This is a genomic window from Halalkalibacter suaedae, from assembly GCF_017939705.1.
Lineage (GTDB): Bacteria > Bacillota > Bacilli > Bacillales > Bacillaceae_D > Halalkalibacter > Halalkalibacter suaedae.
Window position 1 is genome coordinate 108,073 of the sequence record NZ_JAGKSQ010000002.1, and the last position, 25,652, is coordinate 133,724.

General features: G+C 36.8%; 23 protein-coding genes and 1 riboswitch. Of the genes, 19 read left to right on the forward strand and 4 right to left on the reverse strand.

What is annotated here, in order from left to right:
• Positions 1 to 16 precede the first annotated feature (16 nt).
• Positions 17 to 133, forward strand: coding sequence for a YjcZ family sporulation protein (locus J7W16_RS04590; protein WP_210596047.1), 117 nt, complete (start codon positions 17 to 19; stop codon positions 131 to 133).
• A 146-nt stretch (positions 134 to 279) separates the two neighbouring features.
• A complete protein-coding gene (locus J7W16_RS04595; RefSeq protein WP_210596048.1) occupies positions 280 to 909 on the forward strand; it encodes a LysE family transporter in 630 nt (209 codons plus the stop codon).
• On the opposite strand, the gene J7W16_RS04600 is transcribed toward J7W16_RS04595, so the two are convergent.
• Positions 893 to 2,248 (reverse strand): amino acid permease, encoded by a 1,356-nt coding sequence (locus tag J7W16_RS04600; RefSeq protein WP_210596049.1) that lies wholly within the window; start codon positions 2,246 to 2,248, stop codon positions 893 to 895. The genes J7W16_RS04595 and J7W16_RS04600 overlap by 17 nt on opposite strands.
• Before the next feature lie 218 nt (positions 2,249 to 2,466).
• Here J7W16_RS04600 and J7W16_RS04605 point away from each other — a divergent pair, with 218 nt between their 5' ends.
• The 3 genes from J7W16_RS04605 to J7W16_RS04615 are packed head-to-tail and all read left to right on the forward strand — an operon-like array spanning position 2,467 to position 6,186.
• Positions 2,467 to 3,993: a spore germination protein gene (locus J7W16_RS04605; protein WP_210596050.1), complete on the forward strand. Its 1,527-nt coding sequence runs from the start codon at positions 2,467 to 2,469 to the stop codon at positions 3,991 to 3,993.
• Positions 3,977 to 5,056, forward strand: a complete 1,080-nt coding sequence (locus tag J7W16_RS04610; protein ID WP_210596051.1) for a GerAB/ArcD/ProY family transporter — start codon at positions 3,977 to 3,979, stop codon at positions 5,054 to 5,056. The genes J7W16_RS04605 and J7W16_RS04610 overlap by 17 nt, the downstream gene beginning before the upstream one ends.
• A complete protein-coding gene (locus J7W16_RS04615; RefSeq protein WP_210596052.1) occupies positions 5,056 to 6,186 on the forward strand; it encodes a Ger(x)C family spore germination protein in 1,131 nt (376 codons plus the stop codon). Before J7W16_RS04610 ends, J7W16_RS04615 begins: the two co-directional genes overlap by 1 nt.
• A 113-nt stretch (positions 6,187 to 6,299) precedes the next feature.
• Here the strand turns inward: J7W16_RS04615 and J7W16_RS04620 are convergent, their stop codons facing one another.
• Complete coding sequence (locus J7W16_RS04620; protein WP_210596053.1) at positions 6,300 to 7,145, reverse strand: dimethylarginine dimethylaminohydrolase family protein; 846 nt, start codon at positions 7,143 to 7,145, stop codon at positions 6,300 to 6,302.
• 224 nt (positions 7,146 to 7,369) lie between these two features.
• Between J7W16_RS04620 and J7W16_RS04625 the strand changes: the two genes are divergently transcribed.
• The 10 genes from J7W16_RS04625 to sda all read left to right on the forward strand — a co-directional run bounded on the left by J7W16_RS04625 (position 7,370) and on the right by sda (position 16,355).
• Positions 7,370 to 8,470 carry an amino acid ABC transporter substrate-binding protein gene (locus tag J7W16_RS04625; protein WP_210596054.1) on the forward strand — a complete coding sequence of 367 codons (1,101 nt, stop codon included), beginning with the start codon at positions 7,370 to 7,372 and terminating at the stop codon, positions 8,468 to 8,470.
• A gap of 280 nt (positions 8,471 to 8,750) precedes the next feature.
• A complete protein-coding gene (locus J7W16_RS04630; RefSeq protein WP_210596055.1) occupies positions 8,751 to 9,926 on the forward strand; it encodes an amino acid ABC transporter permease in 1,176 nt (391 codons plus the stop codon).
• 7 nt (positions 9,927 to 9,933) lie between these two features.
• Positions 9,934 to 11,136, forward strand: a complete 1,203-nt coding sequence (locus J7W16_RS04635; RefSeq protein WP_210596056.1) for an amino acid ABC transporter permease — start codon at positions 9,934 to 9,936, stop codon at positions 11,134 to 11,136.
• A gap of 18 nt (positions 11,137 to 11,154) precedes the next feature.
• Positions 11,155 to 11,928 carry an amino acid ABC transporter ATP-binding protein gene (locus tag J7W16_RS04640; RefSeq protein ID WP_283246021.1) on the forward strand — a complete coding sequence of 258 codons (774 nt, stop codon included), beginning with the start codon at positions 11,155 to 11,157 and terminating at the stop codon, positions 11,926 to 11,928.
• 177 nt (positions 11,929 to 12,105) lie between these two features.
• Complete coding sequence (locus J7W16_RS04645) at positions 12,106 to 12,450, forward strand: hypothetical protein (protein ID WP_210596057.1); 345 nt, start codon at positions 12,106 to 12,108, stop codon at positions 12,448 to 12,450.
• Positions 12,451 to 12,528: 78 nt separating this feature from the next.
• The gene (locus J7W16_RS04650) at positions 12,529 to 13,812 is read left to right on the forward strand and encodes a LysM peptidoglycan-binding domain-containing protein (protein WP_210596058.1); all 1,284 of its coding nucleotides are present in this window, start codon (positions 12,529 to 12,531) and stop codon (positions 13,810 to 13,812) included.
• A 95-nt stretch (positions 13,813 to 13,907) separates the two neighbouring features.
• The gene (locus J7W16_RS04655; RefSeq protein WP_210596059.1) at positions 13,908 to 14,663 is read left to right on the forward strand and encodes an exodeoxyribonuclease III; all 756 of its coding nucleotides are present in this window, start codon (positions 13,908 to 13,910) and stop codon (positions 14,661 to 14,663) included.
• 15 nt (positions 14,664 to 14,678) lie between these two features.
• The gene (locus J7W16_RS04660; protein WP_210596060.1) at positions 14,679 to 15,326 is read left to right on the forward strand and encodes an MOSC domain-containing protein; all 648 of its coding nucleotides are present in this window, start codon (positions 14,679 to 14,681) and stop codon (positions 15,324 to 15,326) included.
• 66 nt (positions 15,327 to 15,392) lie between these two features.
• Entirely contained in the window at positions 15,393 to 16,028 is a 636-nt protein-coding gene (locus tag J7W16_RS04665; protein ID WP_210596061.1) for a DUF421 domain-containing protein, read from the forward strand.
• 153 nt (positions 16,029 to 16,181) lie between these two features.
• Positions 16,182 to 16,355 carry a sporulation histidine kinase inhibitor Sda gene (gene sda, locus J7W16_RS04670; RefSeq protein WP_210596062.1) on the forward strand — a complete coding sequence of 58 codons (174 nt, stop codon included), beginning with the start codon at positions 16,182 to 16,184 and terminating at the stop codon, positions 16,353 to 16,355.
• A 25-nt stretch (positions 16,356 to 16,380) separates the two neighbouring features.
• Here the strand turns inward: sda and J7W16_RS04675 are convergent, their stop codons facing one another.
• Entirely contained in the window at positions 16,381 to 16,545 is a 165-nt protein-coding gene (locus J7W16_RS04675; protein ID WP_210596063.1) for a serine protease, read from the reverse strand.
• 21 nt (positions 16,546 to 16,566) lie between these two features.
• The gene (gene thiC, locus J7W16_RS04680; protein ID WP_210596064.1) at positions 16,567 to 18,336 is read right to left on the reverse strand and encodes a phosphomethylpyrimidine synthase ThiC; all 1,770 of its coding nucleotides are present in this window, start codon (positions 18,334 to 18,336) and stop codon (positions 16,567 to 16,569) included.
• Between the two features lie 131 nt (positions 18,337 to 18,467).
• A riboswitch (TPP riboswitch) is annotated at positions 18,468 to 18,582 on the reverse strand.
• A gap of 163 nt (positions 18,583 to 18,745) precedes the next feature.
• On the opposite strand from thiC, the gene J7W16_RS04685 reads away from it, so the two are divergent.
• The 4 genes from J7W16_RS04685 (at position 18,746) to J7W16_RS04700 (ending at position 25,651) form a co-directional block, all read left to right on the forward strand.
• Positions 18,746 to 19,384, forward strand: a complete 639-nt coding sequence (locus J7W16_RS04685; RefSeq protein ID WP_210596635.1) for a hypothetical protein — start codon at positions 18,746 to 18,748, stop codon at positions 19,382 to 19,384.
• A gap of 132 nt (positions 19,385 to 19,516) precedes the next feature.
• Entirely contained in the window at positions 19,517 to 22,051 is a 2,535-nt protein-coding gene (locus J7W16_RS04690) for a DEAD/DEAH box helicase (protein WP_210596065.1), read from the forward strand.
• Positions 22,052 to 22,833: 782 nt separating this feature from the next.
• Positions 22,834 to 23,835, forward strand: coding sequence for a BMP family ABC transporter substrate-binding protein (locus tag J7W16_RS04695; RefSeq protein WP_210596066.1), 1,002 nt, complete (start codon positions 22,834 to 22,836; stop codon positions 23,833 to 23,835).
• Positions 23,836 to 23,857: 22 nt separating this feature from the next.
• On the forward strand, positions 23,858 to 25,651 hold the full coding sequence (locus J7W16_RS04700; RefSeq protein WP_210596067.1) for an ATP-binding protein: 1,794 nt from the start codon (positions 23,858 to 23,860) through the stop codon (positions 25,649 to 25,651).
• The last annotated feature ends 1 nt before the right edge of the window (position 25,652 follow it).

Here is a 25,652-nt window from a genome sequence, read left to right on the forward strand (position 1 = left end):
AAGGAGATGATCAAGTATGTCAGGTGTAGCAGGTGCAGGATACGGCGGAGGATTTGCTTTATTAGTAGTTCTATTCATTTTATTAATCATCATTGGTGCAAGTTGGATGGGAACTGGATACGGAGCTTACTAATAAATAATTAAGAGAAAGGACTCTCGCATGGCGAGAGTCCTTTTTTGTATAAGTAAATTCCTGTCGTAAATCTAATACATGCTGAATAGACTTTGTACAGGCGGTAGGGATGTCCTACTTAGTAATTTACAGGAGGGGTTAGTGAGATGAGTGTGTTTTTTGGTTATATTTTATTAGGACTTTCTTTAGCAGCACCTATTGGTCCTGTTAATGCTGCTCAAATAGACCGAGGAATCAAAAGTGGTTTTTTTCATGCATGGTTAGTTGGTTTAGGTGCGACAATTGCAGATTTCTTATATATGCTACTCGTGTTTATGGGCATTGTCCAATTCATTGAAATACCCTCTGTGCAAATGTTCCTCTGGGTTTTTGGTTTCATTGTTTTAATTTATATTGGTGTAGAAAGCGTAACTAGTGCAGGTCAATTAGAATTGACAAGAAATAGCAGGCAAAAAGAGTCAAAGCTTCGTTCTTTTTTCTCGGGCTTTTTTATGGCACTATTTAATCCATTAACGATTCTGTTTTGGTTAGGGATATTTGGTTCAATTTTAGCTAAGACCTTAACTACATATGGTTTAAATGAAGTGATTATGTATAGTGCAGCCATCTTTATAGGAATTACAGTTTGGGACATTACGATGGCTGCCTTGGCAAGTTCGATGAGAAAATTTTTGACAAATAAGCTTCTTACTGTTGTTTCAATTTTGTCTGGATTTTCTCTTATCGGATTTGGCATCTATTTTGGAATCCAAGCCTTACTTATTTTACTTTCGTAAATAATGAACCACCATTGTCTGGGGGCGGTCCTTGTTTCTTCCAAAAATGCTTCATAATTAATGTAATCAGGGCTATTACAACAACAAAAACAAGGCTGACGTAAAAGCCGGGGCGACTTGTGTGGTGAAATAAGGTTCCGAAGACACCTAATAAAATTAGAATATAGCCTAGTATCCTTTTTGCTTTCTCGGATTTGCTGAGGTCGATCAGTTTTCCAAATGACCCTAGAATGAACATCCAATTGTAAAGCAGCATCAATCCAGCGGCGGTTGTAATGTATTCGTATATTTTCCCTGGCATGACGAGTGCAAGCACGATCGAAACAATAATACCAGCGGTTGTTAAACCCATCGCAGGTAGCTCAAACTTATTTTTAATTTTTTTAGAAAATATTTTTGGGGCATCTTGATCCTCAGCTAGGGTGACTAAAATTCTAATAACGGCAAATAATGAAGCAACCATCGTCGAAAAACCAGCAATAATAAATACTCCATTAAAGATGTCCTGTACATATCGAATATTGTAGTTCCCTAATGCCTTAACAAATGGGCTCTCATCTGCAATGAATTGATCCCATGATACAATAGTAAGGGCTAAACCTATTGAAGCAATATAAATGACAGCAAGTGTAAATAACATAACCTTACCTGATTTAGGTGCTTCGTTCATGTTTTTTAGGCGAACGGCCAGCAGGCTCATAATTTCTATTCCCGCAAAGCCATAAAACCCAAAAATAAGTGAGGGTAATAATCCTGTTATGCCATTAGGAAAAATAGTTCCGTAAGTTCTTGGAATTTGATTTTGTTCGGCACCTTGTCCGAAAATTCCAATTAAAGCTAGAATGGCTAATATGATAAACATTAGAATGGCGGCGATCTTTAAAACGGCTAAAAGGTTTTCGACACGATCAAAGCCTTTTGGTCCCGCTAAAATAACGAGTAAACCTAAGACGGCATAGATACACGAAAAAAGCCAAAGAGGAATAGCTGGAAACCAAAATTGTGAAAAGATCGAAATAGCCGTCATCTGACTGCCGATGATTAACATTTCTGAAACCCAGTAAACCCAACCACTACTAAAGCCGGCCCAGCGTCCAAAGGCTTTTTTTGCATAGGAACGAAAGGACCCTTTCTGCGGATCGGCTATCATTAATTTCGCTAGTGCCTCGTATACACAATATGTACCAACGGCAGCTATAGCGTAAGATAATAACACGGACGGTCCAGCCATATTGATGGCAATGCTTGATCCAAGAAAAAAACCTGTACCAATTGTACAAGCAACCCCTAGTAAAGAAAGTTGCCACCAAGATAATGGTTTCTCTGCTTTTGATGACATGTCCAATCACTCCTTAATCTCTTAGATATTGTTTGTCTTTAGGAACGCATTATGTAAAGAAAAACTGAAAATATTATGTATAAAAAAAGACCTTATTTAGAAAAAGGGACGGACTAAAGGGATAAGCCCTGAAGTCCGTCCCTTATATTTGATTGGAATAGATTCTCATCAGTTCCTCATAATAGAAGTAAGACAGGAATGCGTTTGGAGGAATCCCTATGTTTCGTAGACTCAAGAATCAAGCAAAAGTACAGTCACGTTCGTATGCTAACAACCACTATGTTGAAGAAGTAATTAAGAAAGACTATGGCTCTGTACAGTTACCTACAGCACCAGAAAAGTTAGATAATATGCTAAACAACGTATTTAAGGACTGCGATGATTTTAAATGTAGAAAGCTAACACTTCCTTCAAAGCAACGAGCTCATTTATATTTTTTTATTGGTTTAACAGATGATCGACAGGTGGAACAATCGATTGTAGCTCCTTTAATTGAAAGAACAAATGCAGGGAATGTCGTTAAAGTAAAATCGGTTGATTCGATATTAGCTTCATATCAATATAGTGAATTAAAAGATTGGCCGACAATGATTCGAGAGTGTCTTCAAGGAAATATCATTCTCCACATAACGGGTATGAAGCCGTATATTATAAAAGTCAATGAACCATTATTGCGTGCGATTAGTGAGCCAACCTCTGAACCTGAAATATATGGCTCAAAAATTGGATTTATTGAGCATAGTCGCTCTAATATCGGATTAATGAGAAGATATGTTGCAGATATGCGTCTGAAAGTAAAAGACTTCTATATTGGATCACTTACCCATACCCACGTTGCGATGGTCTATATCAACGGGCAAGCGGATGATCATGTTGTTCAGGAGATTACCAAAAAGTTAAATAAAATTGATGTGCCACAGGTCCCAAATACAAATTTAATTATTAAGGAGCTTGTTGAACAACCTAATTCTATTTTTCCACAAGTAAGGCGAACTGAGCGTTTTGATCAGGCGGGTCAATCGTTACTTCAAGGTAGAATCGTTATCCTTGTTGATAATTCTCCGTTTGCGATCATCCTCCCAATTAATTTGCTTAATTTTTATGAACCAACTGATGACAATATGGCAGCATCACCATGGAATATGCTTTTTGTACGAACATTGCGTCTTACGTGTTTGTTCATTTCAACGATCTTGCCATCCATTTATGTGGCTCTTGTGGCTTTTCATCCAGAGCTCATACCGACAACACTCGCGATGACCATGGCCGCTTCTAGAAATAATATTCCATTACCTGCACCAATGGAGGCGTTTCTAATGATGTTTGCTCTTGATGTGTTAGTTGAAGCAAGTATTCGGCTGCCTAACTATATTAGTCAAACGATAGGGATAGTTGGGGGGCTTGTAATTGGACAAGCAGCTGTTGATGCGGGAATTGTTAGTAGCACAATGGTGATTGTTGTTGCTCTAACAGCGATTGCTGCTTTTACTGTTCCATCATGGGAATTAGCTGGATCTTGGCGAATTATTCGATATTTGCTATTACTGATCTCTAGCTTATTTGGACTTTACGGCTTAACAATTGGACTTATGATTACGCTCATTCATTTATGTTCAATTGAATCATATTCGAAACCTTACTTAGCACCATTATCAAGATTAAATGTGAGACGATTAAAAGATTCGTTTATACGTTTAAAAACGAATATTAGGTCAGGAGGTGAAAAAAGTGGAAACAACTTCTAATAAATTTACCAGTTTTGAAGTATTTTCATTTACTGTCTGTTCTACTATTGGAATTGGTTTAGGATTTTTGCCATATGCCGGAGAAGTTGAGATAAGAAGTGATTGGCTACAGTTGATTGTTGCCTCTGCACCTTATTTCTTTCTTCTATATTTAATCGGGCATTATTATAAAAAGCATCCAAATACACATTTTTTTAAGCATCTTAAAGCGAGGATCCCGGCGTTGCTTTTTTGGATCATCGTCCTATATATTATTGCAAGTATATTATACGCAGGTATTGTTTCACTCCATTCGCTCAATCAAACGGTTGAAGTATTTATGCTGCCTAATACAAGAAGATGGATTGTGAGTCTCGTCTTTCTTTTGCCAACGACCTTAGCTCTATATTACGGAATTAGGACCATTACTCGATTTATTGTCATTTTAATTACATTAGAATTTGTAACGTTTGCAATCATTTTCTCTTTAGGTTTTTCTGATTATTTCCGATGGATTTATATTCCACCAATTCATGCGGTAGATCCAAGTATTTATCTCCATTCCTCTGTTGCAGATTTAGCAAGGTATGGTGGTTTAGTTAGTCTACTTGGTTTCTTACCGTTTGTAGGAAAGGGAGTTGCGAGATCCAAGTCAATGCATTTTGGCTTACTATTTGTTGTTGCACAGTATGTCGTTTTAAGCATTGTTGTGTTAGGTACATTCGGGTATGAAGAATCATTAACGTTAATTTCACCGCTCATCTCAATTACACAGTTATTTTTAGCGGGCAATGCATTATTCGAACGATTAGATTTGCTATTTTTAATGATTTGGATCTTAGTTATGTTCAAAATGTTCGTCATTCAACTCTGGTTTATCGGATACTTAGCTAACATTCTTCTACCTAAAGTGAAAAAAATGACTATTTACTTTTTTTATATCTTTATTCTCTTCTTTGGTATGATAAGTACTGCTGGTCACACCTATAATGGCTGGGGATACCATAACTATAATGCGTTTATTTACTCATGTCTTATTCCGAGTATTTTTCTTCTCTATTTACTAAAGAGGAGGTCAACTTGATGAGGAAATTGCTGTTACTGCTATGTTTCATCATTTTATTTGGATGTGCTCCAGATTCAAAAGAACTAGATCAACGTTCGACTATCTTAGGATTAGCGATCGATAAAGGAGAAGAAAAGCTTTTTTCGATTTCTATTCAATTACCTATCTTAACTGAAAGCGGGGGAGAAGGAAGTTCGAGTCCACAAGGAGGAAATTTTGAAACTTTTACAACAGAGGCAGATAGTGTGTGGGAAGGGTTAAGTAAGCTAGAAGCAATGACCCCATCTGTTTTGTTTTTCGGGCATTTGAAAGCAATATTAATTTCTGAATCAGTTGCCAAAACGCATTTAAAAAAAATATTTGATAGTTTGGAAAGAGAAGCGGCGATTGGGAATCAAATTTTTCTATTAATTGTTGAAGATCAAGCAGGTGAGTTCATGAAAAAGGAATCTCCTCTAGTGAGTTTGCCTTCACTTTATCTTGATCGTTTTTTTCAGGCTGACCAAAAGCTTTCACGTACCTCTGACGTTAAATTATTTGAATATCGTAGAGATAGTAACATGATTTCAGAAACAGCTTCGCTTCCAATCGCCAAACTAAGTAACGAACAAATATTAATAGAAGGTATGGCAATCATTAAGGATGACAAACTAGTCTCTAAATTAGATCCAAGAGAAGTCGGTTTTTCTGAACTATTAAAGAAAAATAAGCTTGATTTCATGAATTACGATGTTGTACTTGAAAATGATGTCAAAGTAACCTACTCACGAATTAGACTGAAACAAGTTGTCGATTATAAGCAAACGAATCCAGTTCAAATTTCATTGGAAATTAGTGGGACTGGTGAGATTGTTGAAGTAAATGATGTTGATCAAAGGGTTGATGCCTCATTTGTAAAAGAAGCTGATGAAGCGGTTGGTAAGAAAATGGAGGAGAATCTTCAAGATATCATTGTGAAAATGCAGGAAATAAATGCTGAGCCATGGCTTTTTGGTCACCGAATTTGGGCATTGTCACCTAAATATTATGAGACGCTCGACTGGGAGAGCGGTGGCTGGAGTAATGCGAAGGTTGATATTTCAGTTGATTTTAGAACAAGTAATACAGGTGAAAAGGGAGCAATGAATAAAACGAAAATAGGGCGTTAAATCCTCAAAAAAAATATTTTTGAGAGATTAGCCTGTTGATAAAGTTCCTATACCTAGAAAATCCGAACCTGAAAACGCCTTTGAGTCAATCTCAAGGCGTTTTTTGGTTTTGATTATTGGGCAGATCTTTTAACTGGAAGGGTGCAGCAGCGGAAAGACCCTCCAGATTTAATAATTTCTGTAATATCAACTTCAATAACTGTATAGCCACGTTTAGTCAGCTCTTTATTCACATTATTATTGACCGGTAAGCTAAATATTTTTTTATCGCCAATCGACAGTACATTTGTACCAAGAGTAAACTGTTCTTCTTCACTTACTTCGATTAAATCATAATGAGTGCGTAAAACGTCGAGCTCTTTTTTGGTAAATGCACCTGGAAAATACAATGCTTCTGTTGGTGAAATGATATTGAAGACACAGTCTAAATGTAAGTATTTTTCTGTGAATGGAATTGTAATGACTTCTTTTTCAGGCATGATCCTTTTTAGGTGGTCGATCGCATTTTGATTGGTACGGTTACTTAAACCAACGAATATTTTGTCACCGTCTATAACAACGTCTCCACCTTCAATCATGTCACCAATCAAATTGTAATAAGATAACTTTTCGTTTTTCAGCCAAGATTTTAATAAATCTTCCTCACCTTGACGGATCTTATGTGCCATTTCTGCAACAAAGATCGTATGACCAATCGTAAAACCAATATCTCTCGTAAATACCTGTTCTGGGAAAAGCTTCACTGGTGATAGTAGAACAACATCAACACCGTGTTTCTTTAACTGTTTAACAAATTCTTTATGCTGCCTCATTGCTAATTCAATATGAATGCCTTCATCCTTGAATTTCTTTTGTGTTTCATTAATAACATCACGTATCGTCATAAACTTAGGTTCACATAGGACTACTTGTTCAAGTGTTGCATATTCAGTTTGACTAAATGGTTTGAAACTAGACATTTGGATTATCCCCACCTTTTCATTCATCTTTTAAAGTATACCCATTATCAGAAATCAATAACAAAATGTTAGTAAATGTGTACAAAGAAAAAAAAGGATCCAAGAGAATTTCTCACAAATATTCAGAAAATTCGGTATAAAACCTTACAATATCCATATAAAACCATTTCGGAATGAGGTATAACTAATTTAGAGCAACAAACAAGATAAAAGGGGGAAAAGAAATGCGAAGAAAATGGATGTTGATGTTAGGACTTATTACGATTTGTACGTTTGGTTTTGTAGGGTGCTCTAATGAAGATGCTGGCACAACTGAAACAGATGGAACAGAGGTAGCGGAAGGGACCGGTGAAGAAGCCCCGCCAGCTTCAGCGGGAGCTAAGTTAGCTGAAGTCCTTGAAAGAGGCCATCTCGTTCTCGGAACAAATAATCAGTTACCTGGATTTGGTTATATGAATTCTGATGGTGAATATGAAGGATTTGATGTTGAGTTCGGTCAAGTTGTAGCTGCAGCAATCTTTGGTGATAAGGATGCAATTGAGTATCGTCCGTTATCTGCACAGGAACGCTTCACCGCTGTTCAAACCGGTGAAGTCGATATTCTCGTTCGTAACACAACTTGGACATTGACTCGTGATGTTGAAGTAGGGTTAGCATTTGGTCCGACAACCTTTTATGATGGCCAAGGGATGATGGTTCCGAAAGAAAGCGGAATTACTGATTTAGAAGGTCTTGCTGGTGCACGTATTGGTGTTGAACAAGGAACTACTACAGAATTGAATCTAGAAGATCAAATGAGAAAACGTGGAATTGAATTTGAACCAGTTCTCTATCCTGACCAAGATAGTCTTGTTGCCGCATACGAGTCTGGAACGATTGATGCATGGACAACTGATCAATCTGCACTTGCTTCAAGATTAACATTGATGCAAGATCCTTCTGCCCATATGGTTCTATCAGAAACAATGTCAAAGGAGCCTCTAGGACCAGCAGTACTTGATGGTGATTCTAATTTCTTTGATATTATGCAGTGGGCAACGTTTGCGACAATGCAAGCAGAAGAATATGGAATGACTTCCGCAAATGTGGATGAATTTCTAGATAGTGAGGATCCAGATATTATGAGATTCCTGGGTGTTGATGGTGGTTTAGGCTCACAACTAGGTATTCCAGATGACTTTGCTTATCAAATTATTAAACAAGTTGGTAACTATTCTGAGATCTTTGAAAGAAATTTAGGTAAAGATAGTGCATTTGGATTAGACCGTGGAATTAATGCTCTTTATACAGACGGAGGAATCATCTATTCACCGCCATTTAGATAATGGTAGAGAATTTCATAGAGGCTGGGACAAAAGTGTTTGAACTAACTAAAAACCGAACGAAGGGGTATGGCTTAAGACGCCGCTCCTGAAATATACTTCGCTTTCCGCGGGAAGCCGGTGAGCCTCCTCGGCTTCGCCTGCGGGGTCTCATCTTTGGCTTATAAATCCCGCAGGAGTCTACGTATATTTCATCCGCTAAAGGATTAATTTGTTCGAATTTTTAGTCAGGCACTTTAGTTATGTCCTAGTCTCTTTATTTTTAAAAAATGGGGTGATCACAATGGAAAAAAATCTGTCGGTGCCAAAAGTGCCATTCTGGAGAAATATTAAATTCATTCATTTGTTTCTACAAGTTACTTTTCTACTATGTATTATTGGTGTCTTCTATTATATGATTCAAAATGCAATTGCCGGACTTGAACGGGCTGGAATTAAATTTGGATTTGATTTTTTAACTAATAAAGCATCGTTCTCAATTGGAGAGAAGTTTCTAGCGTATTCCTCAACAGATAGCTATGGTCGAGCGATCATCATCGGAATTGCTAATACTTTAAAAGTAACCGTAATCGGTATTTTCTTTGCAACGATTATTGGTGTCATTATGGGCGTTCTAAGACTTTCTAAAAACTGGCTGGCACGTTCTGTTTCTGGTCTCTATGTTGAAATTTTTAGGAATACGCCTGTGCTTGTACAAATTTTCATTTGGTATTTTGCAGTTCTTTTACCGTTGCCGCGTATTCAAGAGGCTGTTCAATTCTTCGGGACTGTCATTAGTAATCGTGGCATTGTCTTTCCGTGGTTTGACCTAACAGCATCCTCATTCATTTGGTTTGGTGTCATGCTCGTTGCTTTTATTGTCTCATTTGCAGTAAGGAAGCTATTACTCAAAAAACAGCTGGAGACAGGGAAAAGAAAGTATCCTCTTGCAGTTGGACTACTACTTTTTGGTGGAATCGGAATCGTCTCTTTTTTGGTTCTAACCGAAATGCCTTTGTTAGTAAGCTTCCCTATAGTTGATGGGACTCAGGTAGTAGGAGGTTATCGTTTTACTCCTGAATTTTCGGCAATATTATTTGGCTTAGTGTTCTATACGGCTTCATATATTACTGAGATTGTTCGAGGTGGGATCCTAGCTGTGTCAAAAGGACAAATCGAGGCAGCACATGCATTAGGATTGAACGGTGGTAAAACATTACGTTTCGTTACATTCCCACAGGCGATTCGTTCGATTGTTCCACCAATTACTAGTCAGTATTTAAACTTAGCAAAGAATTCTAGTTTGGCGATTGCTGCTGGTTATCCTGACCTATGGAGCATTGGTAATACAATCATGAATCAAGCCGGCCGAGCAATTGAGATGATTTTGGTCATGTTATTGATCTATTTATGCATCAGTTTACTAACAGCACTATTTATGAATATCTATAATAATGCCACGAAATTAGTAGAGAGGTGATGAGAAGATGTCAAATACGAATAGTCACTTAGAGAATATTAAGTTAAAACCCACACCGATTATTCAATCATCGCCTTTAGTGTGGCTTCATAAGAATTTATTTAGTAGTTGGTTTAACACATTATTTACGATAGTGATTTCAATTGTACTCGTACTGGTAATTACATCGAGCTTGAGATGGGTTTTTGTTTCCGCAAATTGGTCTGTTGTTAGTGAAAATTATAAATTGTTTATTGTCGGACAATACCCAATAGAAGAATTATGGCGTGCTTGGTCTAGTCTAACTTTGGTCAGTATTCTTGTCGGATTATCAGCAGGATTATATAAAGGGTTAGCACGGGTAATGATGTTTGGCTTTCTCCTTTTGTATGGAGTCTCTCTTGTTCTCCCATTTATTGCGATGGATAGTCGCTTCTGGCTTTCTGCTAATATCACGATAATCATTGCCTTATACTTCCTAGTTATTAAGATGCCCTTCCTAAAAAAGTTCACATGGGTACTATGGATTCTTGCATTTCCAATAGCTGTCTTTCTATTGCATGGTTTTAATGTATTGCCAACAGTTAAAACAAATATTTGGGGAGGATTTTTACTCACAATTATTATTGCTTTATTTGCAATCGTTGTTTCCTTTCCGATAGGGGTTTTGTTAGCACTTGGAAGAACAAGTAAATTACCGATCATTAAATGGTTAAGTGTAATCTACATTGAGGTTATTCGTGGGGTACCGTTAATAACGGTTTTGTTCATGGCACAGATTATGATTCCGTTATTTCTACCTTCTGGAATCTCAGTCGATAATCTCATTCGAGTTATGATTGGGTTAACATTATTCAATGCAGCATATGTCGCTGAGAACATTCGTGGTGGGTTGCAATCTATTCCAAATAGTCAATATGAAGCATCTAAAGCACTTGGTCTGAGTACAGTTAAGATGACTTTTTTTATTATCCTACCACAGGCACTTAGAGTAACGGTTCCCTCGATGGTTGGGCAATCAATTTCTATTTTAAAAGACACGACATTAATTGCAATTGTTGGTCTTGTTGAACTGCTCGGAATTGCTCGTTCAATTATTGCGAATCCACAATTTCTAGGAACTCAAATGGAAGTGTTTCTATTTATCGCTTTTGTTTTTTGGGTGATCTGCTACTTTATGTCGTATATGAGTAGACAGATAGAAAAGCAGATTAGCATTGGTAGTAACTAAAATAGGGAGGTCGTTCAAATGGATCAAGCTTTTAATGCAGAAGTACCGCTAGAGGATCGAGAAATTCTGATTAAGTGTAGGGGAATTAATAAATGGTATAACAAAGACCTTCATGTCTTGAAGAATGTTGATATCGATATTAAACAAGGCGAAATTGTTGTTATTTTAGGACCATCTGGTTCCGGGAAATCGACGTTTATTCGGACAATTAATGCACTTGAAGACATTCAAGAAGGTGAGATTATTGTCGACGGTATCCCTATTTCCAACGATATTAAAAATATTGAGAGAATTCGAATGGAAACAGGGATGGTGTTTCAATCGTTTAATTTGTTTCCGCATCTATCAATTTTGAAAAATATTACCCTATCACCAATATGGGTAAGAAAATGGCCGAAGAAAAAAGCTGAGCAAATTGCAATGGAGTTGCTTGAACGGGTGGGTATTCCAGAACAAGCGGATAAATTTCCTGGACAGTTATCAGGAGGGCAGCAGCAGCGTGTAGCTATTGCAAGGGCACTTGCAATGCAACCTAAGATCATGCTCTTTGATGAACCGACTTCAGCCCTTGATCCAGAAATGGTTAAGGAAGTATTAGATGTCATGAAGGAGCTATGTCATACAGGTATGACGATGCTTGTTGTGACACATGAAATGAATTTTGCTAGAGAAGTTGCTGATCGGATTATTTTATTTGATCAAGGTGAAATTATTGAAATGGGAACACCAGAGCAGTTGTTTGATCATCCTAAACATGAACGTACAAAAATGTTTTTATCGAAGATTATTTAAACGAAAAGGGTGATGGAAAAGCAATAAATATGAAATACCCTTGTGAAATAACTAGAGAAAAGAGGTGTCTCTTAAGTCAAACTGACTTGAGGACACTTTTTCTTTTACATTCGTATGTTTAAAGAATAGATAGACGACAATAATAAAATTTACTATCTATATATTTTAGGAGGAATTGTGAACGAATTTTATACTATTCTCGGTGAACAACAGTGGATCGCTTTAATTGGCTTAGTTTTTGCTGGTTTTCTAATTATATCTGTTTTGAAAACAACAGTGAAAGTTGTGTTTATTAGTTTTGTCATCCTGATCGCGGCAAATCTCTTTTTTGATTTATCGATTACTGAGCTTATCGATTCCAGTGCAGAATCGATAAGTGAGGGTCAAGAGCTTCTGGAACATCCTCTTGTAAAAAAAGTGGGAGAAATAGACTTTCTAGAATGGTTTCAAAATAGACTTTCTGAATTGGATTTAGATGATTTTGAAAACGGCCCAAAGGTTGATGAGAAAATAATTGAGTGAACGTAAGGATTATACATGAGTCAGCCCCACCTCACATATATATGAATATCATATTAATTGTGAAAAAGGAGTGGCATTATGCAAATCCATGTTATACAGGCTGGAGAGTCGCTTTGGGGAATTGCTCAAGCCTATAGCACGTCGGTTGAGGATATCGTTGAAGCAAATCAAATACCCGAACCCTCGCGTTTAGTCGTTGGGCAAGCAGTCGTAATCCCGATTATCGGTCGTTTTTATTGGGTCCAACCTGGTGATAGTTTGTGGTCTATTGCAGAACGCTTTGGACTAAATTATTTAACCCTTGCAGAGATAAATCAGATTAATCCAAATCAACCACTAAGAATAGGGTTACGGGTGTATATACCTGAGCAACCAGAACGGCCTGCAGAAATCAATGCGTATATTGAACCAAGAGGAACTGTTAATCCTGCACTACTAACTGAAGCTAGAAATGTCGGAAGATTTTTAACGTACTTAGCTCCATTTAGCTATGAGGCTAGAAGAGATGGGACATTAGATCCTCAACCATTAGACGGTATCCCTGAGGTAGCTAACACAACTGGAGCCTCTTTGATGATGGTTGTGACTAATCTTGAGGAAGGGCAATTTAGTGGGGAACTTGGTAAGGATATTTTACAGAGCACTGCTGTTCAAGATCTACTTCTCGACAATATCCTTGCAGAAGCTGCAAGGGTTGGTTATACCGATATCCACTTTGATTTTGAATTTCTGCCTGCGGATCAAAAAGAGCCTTATAATCAATTTTTGAGAAAAGCGGCAGAACGCATTCGTGGCGAAGGATTATTGATTTCAAGTGCCCTTGCCCCTAAAACAAGAGCAGATCAACCAGGGCAATGGTATGCAGCCCATGATTATAGAGCACATGGAGAGATCGTTGATTTTGTTGTATTAATGACATATGAATGGGGTTATTCTGGTGGCCCGGCAATGGCTGTATCACCAATTGGTCCGGTCGAGGATGTTATTCAATATGCACTAACAGAAATGCCAGCATCTAAAATTATGATGGGGCAGAACTTATATGGATATGATTGGACATTGCCTTATGTAGCAGGTGGACAATATGCTGAAGCCCTTAGTCCGCAAGCGGCAATAGAGCGTGCAAAGCAATACAATGTTCCAATACAATATGATACAGAAGTGCAGGCCCCTCATTTTGACTATGTCGATGAAGAGGGAGCTAGACATAAAGTCTGGTTTGAGGATGCTCGTTCAATTCAAGCCAAGTTTGATCTAATAAAACAACTTAACTTACGTGGAATTAGCTATTGGAAGCTAGGGCTACCATTCCCACAAAATTGGTTGTTAATAAATGAAAATTTTGATGTTGTAAAACGTTAAGCCAAAGACATCTCCGATTGAATGACAATCGGAGGTGTCTTTTTTAAAAGTATGATAAAATTTTAGAATCTCTTGTTTGGAAAGGTGAATTAATAATGAAATATGTTTCTTGGAATGTAAATGGTTTAAGGGCTTGCTTGAAAAAAGGTTTTCTTTCGTTTTTTGAGAGAATGGATGCTGATGTTTTTTGTGTGCAGGAAACAAAATTACAACCTGGACAACTTGATTTAACATTGGAGGGCTATTATGACTTTTGGAACTTTTCAAAAATAAAAAAAGGATATTCTGGTACGGCTATCTTTACAAAGCAGAAGCCAATTTCGGTAAGCTATGGTTTGGACGAGACAGATGAAGACTTAGAAGGCCGACTCATTACACTAGAATTCGATTCCTATTATTTTGTCTGTGCATATGTTCCTAATTCTCAGAGAGACCTAGCACGTCTTACATATAGATTAGAATGGGAAGATCGTCTTAGAGACTATTTAGCTCGTTTGAAGATGGAAAAAGAAGTTATTTACTGTGGTGATTTGAACGTAGCACATGAAGCAATTGATTTAAGAAACCCAAAGAGTAACAAAGGAAATTCAGGCTTTACTGAAGAAGAGCGAGAGAAAATGTCAATTCTTTTAGGGGAAGGTTTTATCGATAGTTATCGTTTTCTGTATCCAGACAAGGAGTTTGCTTATACATGGTGGTCCTATATGAATACGGTAAGGGAGCGAAACATCGGCTGGCGTATTGATTATTTCATCGTTTCTAATGGACTTTCTGAAAATATTGCAGATTCCTATATGGAATGCGATGTGTTAGGTAGTGACCATTGTCCAATTGTCTTAGAGTTAAAATAGAGTGGAGGAAAACCGATGTCTAATATTAAGTCTTTAAATATTGGGACTATAAGCAATATTGCTAACAATAAAGATAAGGAAATCATGTCTGGCATTTTTAAATCATCTGTACAGATGCCAGTCTTTTTAACGTTTACTAATTTAAAGGGAGATCAGCAGGCAGATCTAGTTAATCATGGTGGTGTTGATAAGGCTGTTTGTTTGTACTCGGTCGAACATCTTTTATATTGGGAGCAACGATACAACCAACCGTTTGGCTACGGGGCATTTGGAGAAAATATTTCGATTCAAGGATTAACAGAGAAGGATGTCTGCATTGGAGATGTATTCAAATGGGGTGAGGCAATAGTACAAGTGAGTCAGCCTAGAAAACCTTGTTATAAACTAGCAGAAAGACATCAACTTAAACACCTTCCATTACATATAGTAGAAACGGGGTTTTCTGGATACTATGTTCGGGTGTTAGAAGAAGGACAAGTATCAGTTGAAGATTCTTTTAGTCGACTCGAGCGAGGGAGCGATTATTCGATTGCTGATGTGAATCGATTGACCTTTTCTGACGATGTTAAGCAAAGCGAGCTTGAGGACTTACTTTTACTGAATAGTCTATCAAGTGCTTGGAAGGAATCTCTCACAAAGAAAATCAGCAAACTTTCGAATTAAAGAATAAACAACAACCAATTACAAATGCTATAACATACACACGGTGAGAGAAAGGAACGGCTGATTATGAGCGAAATTCTACCGGTCTTGTTACGAACTGTTATTGTGTTTGTTATTGTACTTTTCTTTTTCCGAATCACTGGAAAGAAGGAAATTGGTGAATTAAGCGTTCTTGATGTAATCGTATCATTAATGATTGCTGAGCTAGCGGTTCTAGCTATTGAAGACCCAAAGGTATCTATGATAAGAGGGTTGTCGCCGATTTTCTTATTAATGTTTATTCAGATTGGTTTTTCTTTTGTTTCATTGAAAAGCCAACGTTTTAGAGATCTTATTGAAGGACGACCTGTTATGATTATTAATAACGGTGTCATCGATCAAAAGAATATGAGAAAGCAAGGATATCATCTCGATGATATTCTTCTTCAATTACGAGAAAAAGATATCCCCGATATTCGTGATGTTCGTTATGCGATGTTAGAACGCTCAGGAACGCTTTCGGTTTTTCCAAAACACGCACCCACAACATTTACCTTGCCATTCATTCAGGATGGTGTGATTCAAGAAGAACACCTGGCATTAATGGAAAAGTCGAGGAATTGGTTAGAAGAAGAATTAAAAAAACGTGGATATAATGAAATAGCTTCTATTTTTTATTGCAGTTACTGTAATTCAGAGTTTTATATCGTTTTGAAGGACTAAAGGTAAGTTTGTGGATTCGATTTATTTTTACAAATGATGCTAATATTTGTACAATTCTGTATAAAAGTGTGATAACATAAAAACAACAAAGCTTGTCTTTTTAGTGATTTGCATAATCAAGTGAAAAATGCTTCTCTAGGAGGATCTTTTACTATGGAAAATCATTCGAAATCAACATTCTGGGAAATTTCAAACGATGATTTGCTAGGGATTTATGAAAAAGCGATTTGTGTAGAAGAGATTAGTCCTCACTTTATTGATTTGCTTGTTGATGAACTAGAAAGAAGAAAGATAGCTATCCAAGTTAGCAAAAGCTCAATGCCCTGAAGTCTAAAGGCATTGAGCTTTTTTATTAAAAATATGTGGAAACTTTATTGCATTTTATACATTGTTCATAAAGTTGGTTGTTCTTGAAAACATGATCACACTCCTTTTGTTTCTGTTGAAGATAGGATTGCAAGGAAGCAATACGTGATTTCAAATGCTGTAGTTCTTTTTCAATTTCAGCTACTTCCATATAAATTCCTCCATTTCTCCTTTAGTTATATAGATTTCCTCCATTTTTCTTAAACTCTGCTGCCTTTGCACTTAAGCCTTGCTGAATCGCCTCAGCAGATTCAAGATTATGTTCTTTTGCATAACTGCGAATATCGTGTGAAATTCTCATACTACAGAATTTAGGACCACACATTGAGCAAAAATGTGCTGTTTTTGCTCCTTCTGCAGGTAGGGTTTCATCATGGTATTCAATGGCCCGTTCTGGGTCTAATGCTAAATTAAATTGATCTCTCCATCGAAATTCAAAGCGTGCCTTTGATAGAGCATTATCTCGTATTTGAGCTGCTGGATGTCCTTTAGCTAGATCAGCTGCATGGGCTGCAATTTTATATGTGATGACACCTTCACGAACATCATCTTTATTAGGTAACCCAAGATGTTCTTTTGGTGTCACGTAACAGAGCATTGCAGTACCGAACCAACCAATCATTGCGGCACCAATAGCAGAGGTAATATGGTCGTAACCTGGTGCGATATCAGTTGTTAAAGGTCCCAATGTATAAAAAGGAGCTTCTTTACAAATTTCTAATTGTTTCTCCATATTTTCTTTAATTAAATGCATTGGAACATGTCCTGGTCCTTCTACCATCACTTGCACATCATGCTTCCATGCGATTTCTGTTAATTCGCCAAGTGTTTCGAGTTCAGCAAATTGAGCTTCATCGTTTGCATCCGCTATAGATCCTGGACGAAGACCGTCACCAAGCGAGAAGGAGATATCGTACGTCTTCATAATTTCGCAAATCTCCTCAAAATGTGTATACAGAAAGTTCTCTTGATGATGATATAAACACCACTGAGCCATTATCGAACCACCCCGTGAAACAATACCTGTTAAACGCTTAGCGGTCATTGGTACATATCGCAGCAACACTCCTGCATGAATCGTAAAATAGTCAACACCTTGCTCAGCTTGCTCAATTAAAGTATCGCGGTAAATGTCCCATGTAAGATTTTCAGCAATGCCATTTACTTTTTCTAGTGCTTGATAGAGAGGAACTGTACCAACTGGAACAGGTGAATTACGAATAATCCATTCACGCGTTGTGTGGATCTGCTTTCCTGTAGATAAATCCATAATTGTATCAGCACCCCAGCGGGTAGCCCATGTCATTTTTTCCACTTCTTGTTCTATCGAAGAGGAAACAGCCGAATTACCAATATTCGCATTAATTTTAACATGAAAATTCCTACCGATAATCATTGGTTCACACTCTGGATGATTAATATTTGAAGGTATGATGGCTCGCCCGCAAGCTACTTCCTCACGTACGAATTCAGGAGTAAGCTGCTCTCTAATTGCGATAAATTCCATTTCAGGAGTGATGACCCCTTTTCTAGCATAATGGAGCTGTGTGACATTCATTCCTTTCTTTGCCCTTATTATAGGTCTTTTTGACGAAGGGAATGATTCATAAACGGCAGACTCTTTTAAACCATTATCTTCAGGTTTTATTTTACGACCTTCGTATTCCTCGACATCACTACGTTCTTTAATCCATTGTGATTTGATTGGTGATATTCCTTCGTGAATGTTAATGGTAGAGTCTGGATCGGTATAGGGTCCGCTCGTATCATAGACCCGAACTGGAGCATTTTCTTCTTTGCCGATTGTACCGGTTGTTGGTGTTAATTCAATTTCCCGCATCGGTACACGGATATCAGCCCTCGATCCTTTTATATAGATTTTTTTACTGCCTGAAAAACTGGACATAATGGAAATGTTCTTGTCATTTACTGATGTAGTCATCTAATCTCTCCCTTTAATTTAGTTTGTCGGGACCAGATTATAGACATACTGGTAGAGGAGTGTTTGCATAATAAAAACCGGAACCCAAATAAGGTTGGACCCCGGTTATCAATGCAGAAGTATGCTTACATTTATGTATAATCTAACTTCCCCACGCTGGTATGATCCAGATCAGGTCCCAAGGGTCAAAGAACTTCAAAGCGTTCCCCTCTCAGCCCAACTCATTGGACTCCCCTAGTTAAATGCTATTCAACTAATTAAAATTCTACCTTATTAGGATTAAAATGGAAACAGTAAATTTGAAAAAAGAAATAATTTTAGAAAGAAATTTGAAAAAAATGATTTAAAGCTGATTTTTTTTGGGAGAATAGGTAATGTGTTGCAATTAGGATAGGGAGGTTTGATGACCATGTCATTAGAATGGTTTGATCGAGTAAGTGCAGAGCTTCAGGATAGTTTGGAATCAATATGTGAAGAGTATGATCAAGTTGGACATTTGTCTATTGATAAGGCTGCGAAACACCCAAGAATAGAATTTTTTGTTGAAACGGAAGAAGAAAGAGAATATTTCTGTAGCTTGTTCTTTGACCCTCACAACAACGAATTCTATATTGAATCCTTTGATTTAGACCTTGATCTAACGTCAAGAACGATTCTAGAAGATATTGAAGATATTATTGATGTTGTTCATGAAAGCTTTCATGATTTCTTAGATGATGAAGATGAATACGACTATGAATTTGAAGATGAAGATGCGATTGAATATGATTTAGCAGATGATGAGGATGACATTGAAACATATGATGTAGAATGGGAAACTCCAGAGGTAACTGCATATATAGACGAAGATGAGGATATTGAGATATCTTATAAATTCGGAATTATTCAAGAAACTGGTGATGGAATACTACAACGGATTAACCGAATTAAAACAATCGACAATGAATTAATTAAGGATGAATTTAACTTTATTTTTAGTAAGGACGAGGCGAGTACAATCATTGCAATGATTGCCAGTCATATGGAGTCATTAAATAGTCTAGAGTAATCGAAAAAGAATTCCTCTCCTTGTCTTTGGTAGGGGGATTCTTTTTACTACCTGTTTCGATAGTACGAATGAAAAAACTAGATGAAACATATGGTAAAATGGTTTTTATAGCTTCACGAAAGGAGGACGATCGTGAGTACATTGCCTATGGTTCATGCACAAGCCATCGAACAAACGAAAAAGAAACTATTGGAAGATATTGATCGCTTTGTTGAGGTCAAACCGTCCTTGCCCTCACTTGAACATTATAAAGAAGAAAGACAGCATTATTATGAACAGCTATGGTTAAATGTTTGGTTAAATAAAGCGACAAATAGCATCCCTAGAAAAGAAAAAAAGGGGTTTCTAAAAGATAGAGGCTACGTTGTTGAGGGAATCGATCGTAAGATAATCAACAAACTATTTCGAAATGAATTGAGAACATATAAACCCTTTCATGTTGAGCGTTGGCTTAACCATGTTAATACGAACAATCAATGGACTCATATCTATGAGAAAGCCAAAGCTGCATATCAAATTCGTCAAAAGGAAGAACAAGAGGCGAATCGAAAAAGGATAATTCTTCATGAAATACAAAAGGCATATGATCAAGTTATTGAGAATGATGATGCGCTATTTTTCGTAGTTCGGCACGAAGTAAGCAAAAAAGTAGAAGTGGATTTAGCAAAGAGACAAAATCAATTGTCTTCACATACATATCAAAAAGATGAACAGATTGAGGAGCTATCTCAATCTATAAATTTTTCAACTTTTTTACAGAATTTAGCGAACGACACAACAGAGTATAAAAAAGCGTGGCAGTATGAGACGATGTTTGATCAGTATAATCAATTTATTGATCGATTATTAGAACGGAGATTATTAAACGATGTCCTGACACAATTACCGATTTATGTTAGTGAACAATATTTCAGCCTTTTTGGAAAAGAGTTAACTGATTTACGAGTTAGAGACATCCTTAAAGAGCCGATGGTAGCACTTCGAACTAAATATGTACAACAATTTCAGAAGGAACTGCTCCCGCATCTAGTCCGATTGGCTAAATTGCCATTTGATTTATATCAACACCAACAAATTTTTGAACATGACAAAAAAGAGCAAGAGCTGTTCAAGCTTGAAGAGAAAAAGCATAGAGAGAAAGAAATAGAAAAAGAAGCAAGGATGATTGATGATATTTTTGGAAGAGAGTATCGACTTCATGCTGGTCGGAATATTCGTTACGTTCTTCACATAGGTGAAACGAATACTGGAAAAACTCATTACGCCTTAGAAAAAATGAAGAAATCTGCAAGTGGAATTTATCTTGCGCCGCTTCGTTTACTAGCACTAGAAGTCTATGATAAGTTAAATAAAGAAGGTGTAAGCTGTTCATTAAAGACAGGTGAAGAAGAGAAAATAATTGAAGGTGCAACTCATTTCTCTAGCACTGTTGAAATGTTTTATGAAAAGGAATTTTTTGAAGTGATCGTCATTGATGAATCACAAATGATTGCTGATAAAGACCGTGGATTTTCCTGGTACAAGGCAATTACAAAAGCGAATGCTAATGAAGTGCACATAATTGGTAGCCGAAATGCCCAGTCGATGATCCTAGAATTATTAGGTGACTCAGATATTGAGATACGTGAATATAGGAGAGATATCCCTTTACAAGTAGAATCAAAGGAATTTTCGTTAAAGCAATCTAAAAAGGGAGATGCACTCGTTTGTTTTTCTCGTAAAAGGGTTTTGGAAACAGCTTCGCAGCTTCAAAAGAATGGCCATCAAGTAAGCATGATCTATGGCAGCATGCCACCAGAGACAAGGAAAAAACAGATGCAACGATTCATTGATGGAGAGACGACAATGATTGTAGCCACAGATGCAATCGGAATGGGATTGAATTTACCTATTAGGCGAATTGTCTTTCTTGAAAATGAGAAATTCGATGGGATGAGAAGAAGACGCTTAACTTCTCAGGAAATTAAGCAAATAGCAGGGCGTGCCGGAAGAAAAGGGATTTATAATATTGGAAAAGTTGCTTTTGTATCTGAGATTAATCTCATGCGTCGGCTATTAGAGCAAGAGGATGAACCGATTTATACATTTGCAATCGCACCGACAAATTCTGTGTTCGAAAGATTCCAAAAATACTATAGAGATTTAGGCACCTTTTTTGATCTGTGGGATCGTTTTGAAAGCCCCAAAGGAACAAAGAAGGCTTCACTAACTGAGGAAAAAGAACTGTATGAATCGATAAGAGATACTGAAATTGAAGGTCGTCTGCCAATGATGGATCTGTACGGATTTCTTCATTTACCTTTTTCCACGAGAGAACCCGAGCTCATCAGACAGTGGCAAGAAAATTTAATGGCTGTCGTTAATGGTAAGGAATTACCTGAGCCGACTTTGAAACGCGGAACCCTTGAGGAATTAGAGTTATCTTACAAAGCAATAGGCTTGCATTTGTTGTTTTTGTACCGATTAGGACGAAGAACTGAAGCGATGTACTGGGAACGTTTACGAGGCGAGCTGAGCGACCGAGTACATGATTATTTAAGATATGATAGTAAGAATTTAAAGAAAACTTGCAAATTTTGCGGGAAATCATTGTCATGGGAATTTGCTTATACGATGTGTAACTCCTGTCATAAAAAGAAGTATGTGAGAAATTCTCGTTTTAGTTAGTTATACGGGTAAATATAAAAAAGGCCACTGAAAAAGGTATAGTATATATCACCAATTTCAGTGGCCTTTATAGTACTGAGTCCTTACTTCTTCTTTTTATTAGCTTTTCTTCATTATAATAATAAATGCGTTAATAAATTCAACTACCTGGTAGAAGAAAATACTAAGTGCACTCATTGTCAAAAAGCTTACGAAAATATAGAGCCAGTACATATTCGTTTCCTCCTCTCCACGTATTGTTAGTGGGGTGAGTGGACACGAATCGAGCTGAAATTATTAGATTGATAGAACACGGCTAGTAGAAAAAAGGGCAATATACTGTTTTTTTCGATAAAGGAAGTAGGAGCTATCTGATACGTTCGCTCGCTACTAACACCGAATATTGACCAAGATTCAATCAAGGCCCATTTGTCATTGTTTGAATTAGGGTGAGGTGTAGGTATTGTTTCTAGGACCCTTTCATCTGTGATCATTGTTTGTTGATCAATGCTCTGTTCTGTCAAAAAACTAAAGGATGAAAGTATAATCAACAAAGATATGATGAGTTTCAATTGTTTCCTTCACTTCCTTCCTTTCGAAAATATATCGGAAGAAATACAAAAATAGAACATAAATACAAGTCCTAAATGGTTTGAAGGCTTTTGAAAATTTACCTCTTATGCAGAAAATACTGCAGTTTTGTAAAAAAAATGTCGAAAGATGTAGAGTAATCTCTAATTATAGTAGCAAAATATTAATTTATTAGGTATGATTAGACGAGAATAATAAGAGGAGGAATTACTTTGCAACAATCGAAACAACTTAGGATCATTATATGGATTACAGGGATTGTTGTAACTGTCTTTTTAATCATTCTTTTCTTTAGTGTTAGCGGTATTATGAAAGATGCAAAGGTAACTTCAGAGATTGAAGAAACAAATGTTGTTATTATTACGTCTGATGTTATTGCTGATCAAAGCTGGGGGAGCTTAGCATATAAAGGCCAACTGAAGATACAAGAACAATTTCCGATAGCTGTCGAGTTATTCAGTGAAATTGATACCACAAACAAAACACAATTAGAAAAGATTGTTGACGATGCGGTTAATTCTGGAACAGATGTTATTATAGGACATGGACGTGAATTTTCAGATTTATTTATTGAAATTGCTCCAAGTTACCAAGAAGTTCATTTTGTCACTGTTCATGGTTGGTTAAAACATTCCAATCAAGCTGTATATACTTTTGATCATGCCGAACTTGAGTATTTTGCTTCACTTGCAGCGAGTTTAAAAACAAAAACAAACAAAATTGGAATCATTGATGTTCACGAAAGTAACGAAAATCCGGAATTCGAACAAGCTTTAAAGTACTATTCAGAGGAATCGGAAATTTATTATCGTTATGTGGAAGATAGAGACGATAGTCAAGGGGCTTTAAAGCAATTGGATGAGTTAATTGAATTAGGTGTAGATGTCGTATATCCAAAAGGCAATGCCTTTAATCGTGATGTCATTGATGCAGCAAAAAAAGAAGGCATTTATGTTATTGGTTATGTCGATGATCAATCTTATATGGCTCCGAATTATGTATTGACAAGTGTACTGAACGATGTAACGGAGATATATGTATCGATTATTGAAGATTATTTCAGTGAAGAGGGAATTCCTTCAGGCAAGGTGATGCTAACTGAGGAAGATGGCGTCTACATGCTCGCACCGTTTGGTCCAATGTTTTCAGATTCAGAAGTGGAATTCATTGAAAATGAAATACTGAAGTTTGAAAAGGGCGAATTACGTTTTTAAAAAAGAAAGGGGAAGGTCTGGAGTGATTTCATTTCTTAAGCAATTGTCTATTCGAAGTAAAATCCTTTCCGTCCTTCTCCTTATTACTCTTTTATTGAGTGGTTTTTCTCTCATCCTTGTCCAATCAATTAGTGATGTTAATCAAGTTAGTCTAACAATAAGAGATGAACATGTCCCTTCAATTGTTTGGTTAACCCATACAGAAACTGAGTTAATAGAAAAAGAGCAATTTGTTCGAAATGGAATTGTAAGCGATTTTTGTTGTCAATTTATTGATGGGTATAATGAGCTCGAGGAACAAATCGATATATCGGTTCCTTCGAGTTTAAATGCGATTACACGCGAAGTTGAACTTTTGGATTTCTTTATAAATAATGAAGTACAAGGGTTTCTTAGCCTTGGAGATATTGAAGCAGCGAAACGAATCCTAGATAAATATTACTTGCCTAGATTATTGTCTCTTAAAGAAGACCTTAATAACGAAAAGCAACTCGCATATACCTCTATTCAGGAAAACACCCATGAATTTACGAATATTATTGAAAGCTCATTATCTTTACTCGTGATCTTAACGATTGGTGCAATAATCTTATCTATTTATTTTTCTTATCGAACTAGTGCGGGATTAACATTGCCAATTGAAAATCTTATTCACAAAGTAAACCGAATAGCAAAAGGCGAATATGGCCTAACCATTTCTGACTCAGAAAAGCAGTTTGAGCTTAAGCAGCTTACGACGTCAATTAATCAAATGTCTCTTCGTTTAAAGGAATCCTTTGAGACAATCTTAATTGACAAAACCTATCGTGAACAAATCCTAAATTCACTCCCTGTTGGTATTATAACGATTGATGATAAGACGGATGAATTATTCTTAAATCATTCGGCTAAATACTTATTGCATGGGTCAGAGGAACAAATACGATCGATTGATACGATACCTGTCCCTTGTGTCAATAAAGATTTCTGGTCCATTCTTTCCTCAAAGAAAATTTGTGAAAATGTCAGGGTTACCTATCAATCTGATCTCGAAAACCATAAACTACTAGTTTCGCAGTCTAAGCTACGTGATCAACATAATGAAGTTATTGGTAGAACCTTTTATTTTGTTGATATTACAGAAACTGAAAAGTTAGAAAATCGGATACACCAAACTGAAAAGTTGGCATTGGTAGGAGAAATGGCTGCTGGTGCTGCTCACGAAATAAGAAATCCGTTAGCGGTCATTCAAGGGTTTCTTATGCTAATGAATCAAAATATTGATTCTGATCAGCAGGAGATGTACCGCATGCCGTTATTAATGAAGGAATTGGAGCGAATTAATTTCATTATTGAGGAAATGCTTCTTCTCGCCAAACCTGGTGCACCATTGCTGAAATTGACGTATTTGGAAGACGTTATGAAGGATATTCTTCCATTAATACGGGAATCCTCAGAAGGGGAAAATGTTAATATCACTGTTGATCTAAAAAGGGTTCCTCTTTTACTTGATGCTAAGCAAATGAAACAGGTGCTATATAATCTTGTACGAAATAGTAGTGAATCAATGAATTTTCAAGGTGATATTCAGATTTATGCTAAAGTAGGGACTGATTATGAAATTTATATTGAGGACCAAGGAAGCGGAATTTCAGCTGACAAACAAGCAACGATATTTGAACCATTTTCAACAACGAAGGAATCAGGGACTGGCTTAGGTTTAACGATCGTAAAGCGAATTATAGAAAACCATAATGGTCAGATAGACCTAATATCAAGCTCGAATAAAGGAACTGTATTTTGTATTAAATTACCGATCGCAAACGAAAAAAAGTGAG

Bases quoted from the DNA above. Each gene is read 5' to 3' on its own strand.
- J7W16_RS04590 (WP_210596047.1), top strand. From the start codon at position 17: ATGTCAGGTGTAGCAGGTGCAGGATACGGCGGAGGATTTGCTTTATTA.
- J7W16_RS04595 (WP_210596048.1), top strand. From the start codon at position 280: ATGAGTGTGTTTTTTGGTTATATTTTATTAGGACTTTCTTTAGCAGCA.
- J7W16_RS04600 (WP_210596049.1), bottom strand. From the start codon at position 2,248: ATGTCATCAAAAGCAGAGAAACCATTATCTTGGTGGCAACTTTCTTTA.
- J7W16_RS04605 (WP_210596050.1), top strand. From the start codon at position 2,467: ATGTTTCGTAGACTCAAGAATCAAGCAAAAGTACAGTCACGTTCGTAT.
- J7W16_RS04615 (WP_210596052.1), top strand. From the start codon at position 5,056: ATGAGGAAATTGCTGTTACTGCTATGTTTCATCATTTTATTTGGATGT.
- J7W16_RS04620 (WP_210596053.1), bottom strand. From the start codon at position 7,145: ATGTCTAGTTTCAAACCATTTAGTCAAACTGAATATGCAACACTTGAA.
- J7W16_RS04625 (WP_210596054.1), top strand. From the start codon at position 7,370: ATGCGAAGAAAATGGATGTTGATGTTAGGACTTATTACGATTTGTACG.
- J7W16_RS04630 (WP_210596055.1), top strand. From the start codon at position 8,751: ATGGAAAAAAATCTGTCGGTGCCAAAAGTGCCATTCTGGAGAAATATT.
- J7W16_RS04635 (WP_210596056.1), top strand. From the start codon at position 9,934: ATGTCAAATACGAATAGTCACTTAGAGAATATTAAGTTAAAACCCACA.
- J7W16_RS04640 (WP_283246021.1), top strand. From the start codon at position 11,155: ATGGATCAAGCTTTTAATGCAGAAGTACCGCTAGAGGATCGAGAAATT.
- J7W16_RS04650 (WP_210596058.1), top strand. From the start codon at position 12,529: ATGCAAATCCATGTTATACAGGCTGGAGAGTCGCTTTGGGGAATTGCT.
- J7W16_RS04655 (WP_210596059.1), top strand. From the start codon at position 13,908: ATGAAATATGTTTCTTGGAATGTAAATGGTTTAAGGGCTTGCTTGAAA.
- J7W16_RS04660 (WP_210596060.1), top strand. From the start codon at position 14,679: ATGTCTAATATTAAGTCTTTAAATATTGGGACTATAAGCAATATTGCT.
- J7W16_RS04665 (WP_210596061.1), top strand. From the start codon at position 15,393: ATGAGCGAAATTCTACCGGTCTTGTTACGAACTGTTATTGTGTTTGTT.
- sda (WP_210596062.1), top strand. From the start codon at position 16,182: ATGGAAAATCATTCGAAATCAACATTCTGGGAAATTTCAAACGATGAT.
- J7W16_RS04675 (WP_210596063.1), bottom strand. From the start codon at position 16,545: ATGGAAGTAGCTGAAATTGAAAAAGAACTACAGCATTTGAAATCACGT.
- thiC (WP_210596064.1), bottom strand. From the start codon at position 18,336: ATGACTACATCAGTAAATGACAAGAACATTTCCATTATGTCCAGTTTT.
- J7W16_RS04685 (WP_210596635.1), top strand. From the start codon at position 18,746: ATGTCATTAGAATGGTTTGATCGAGTAAGTGCAGAGCTTCAGGATAGT.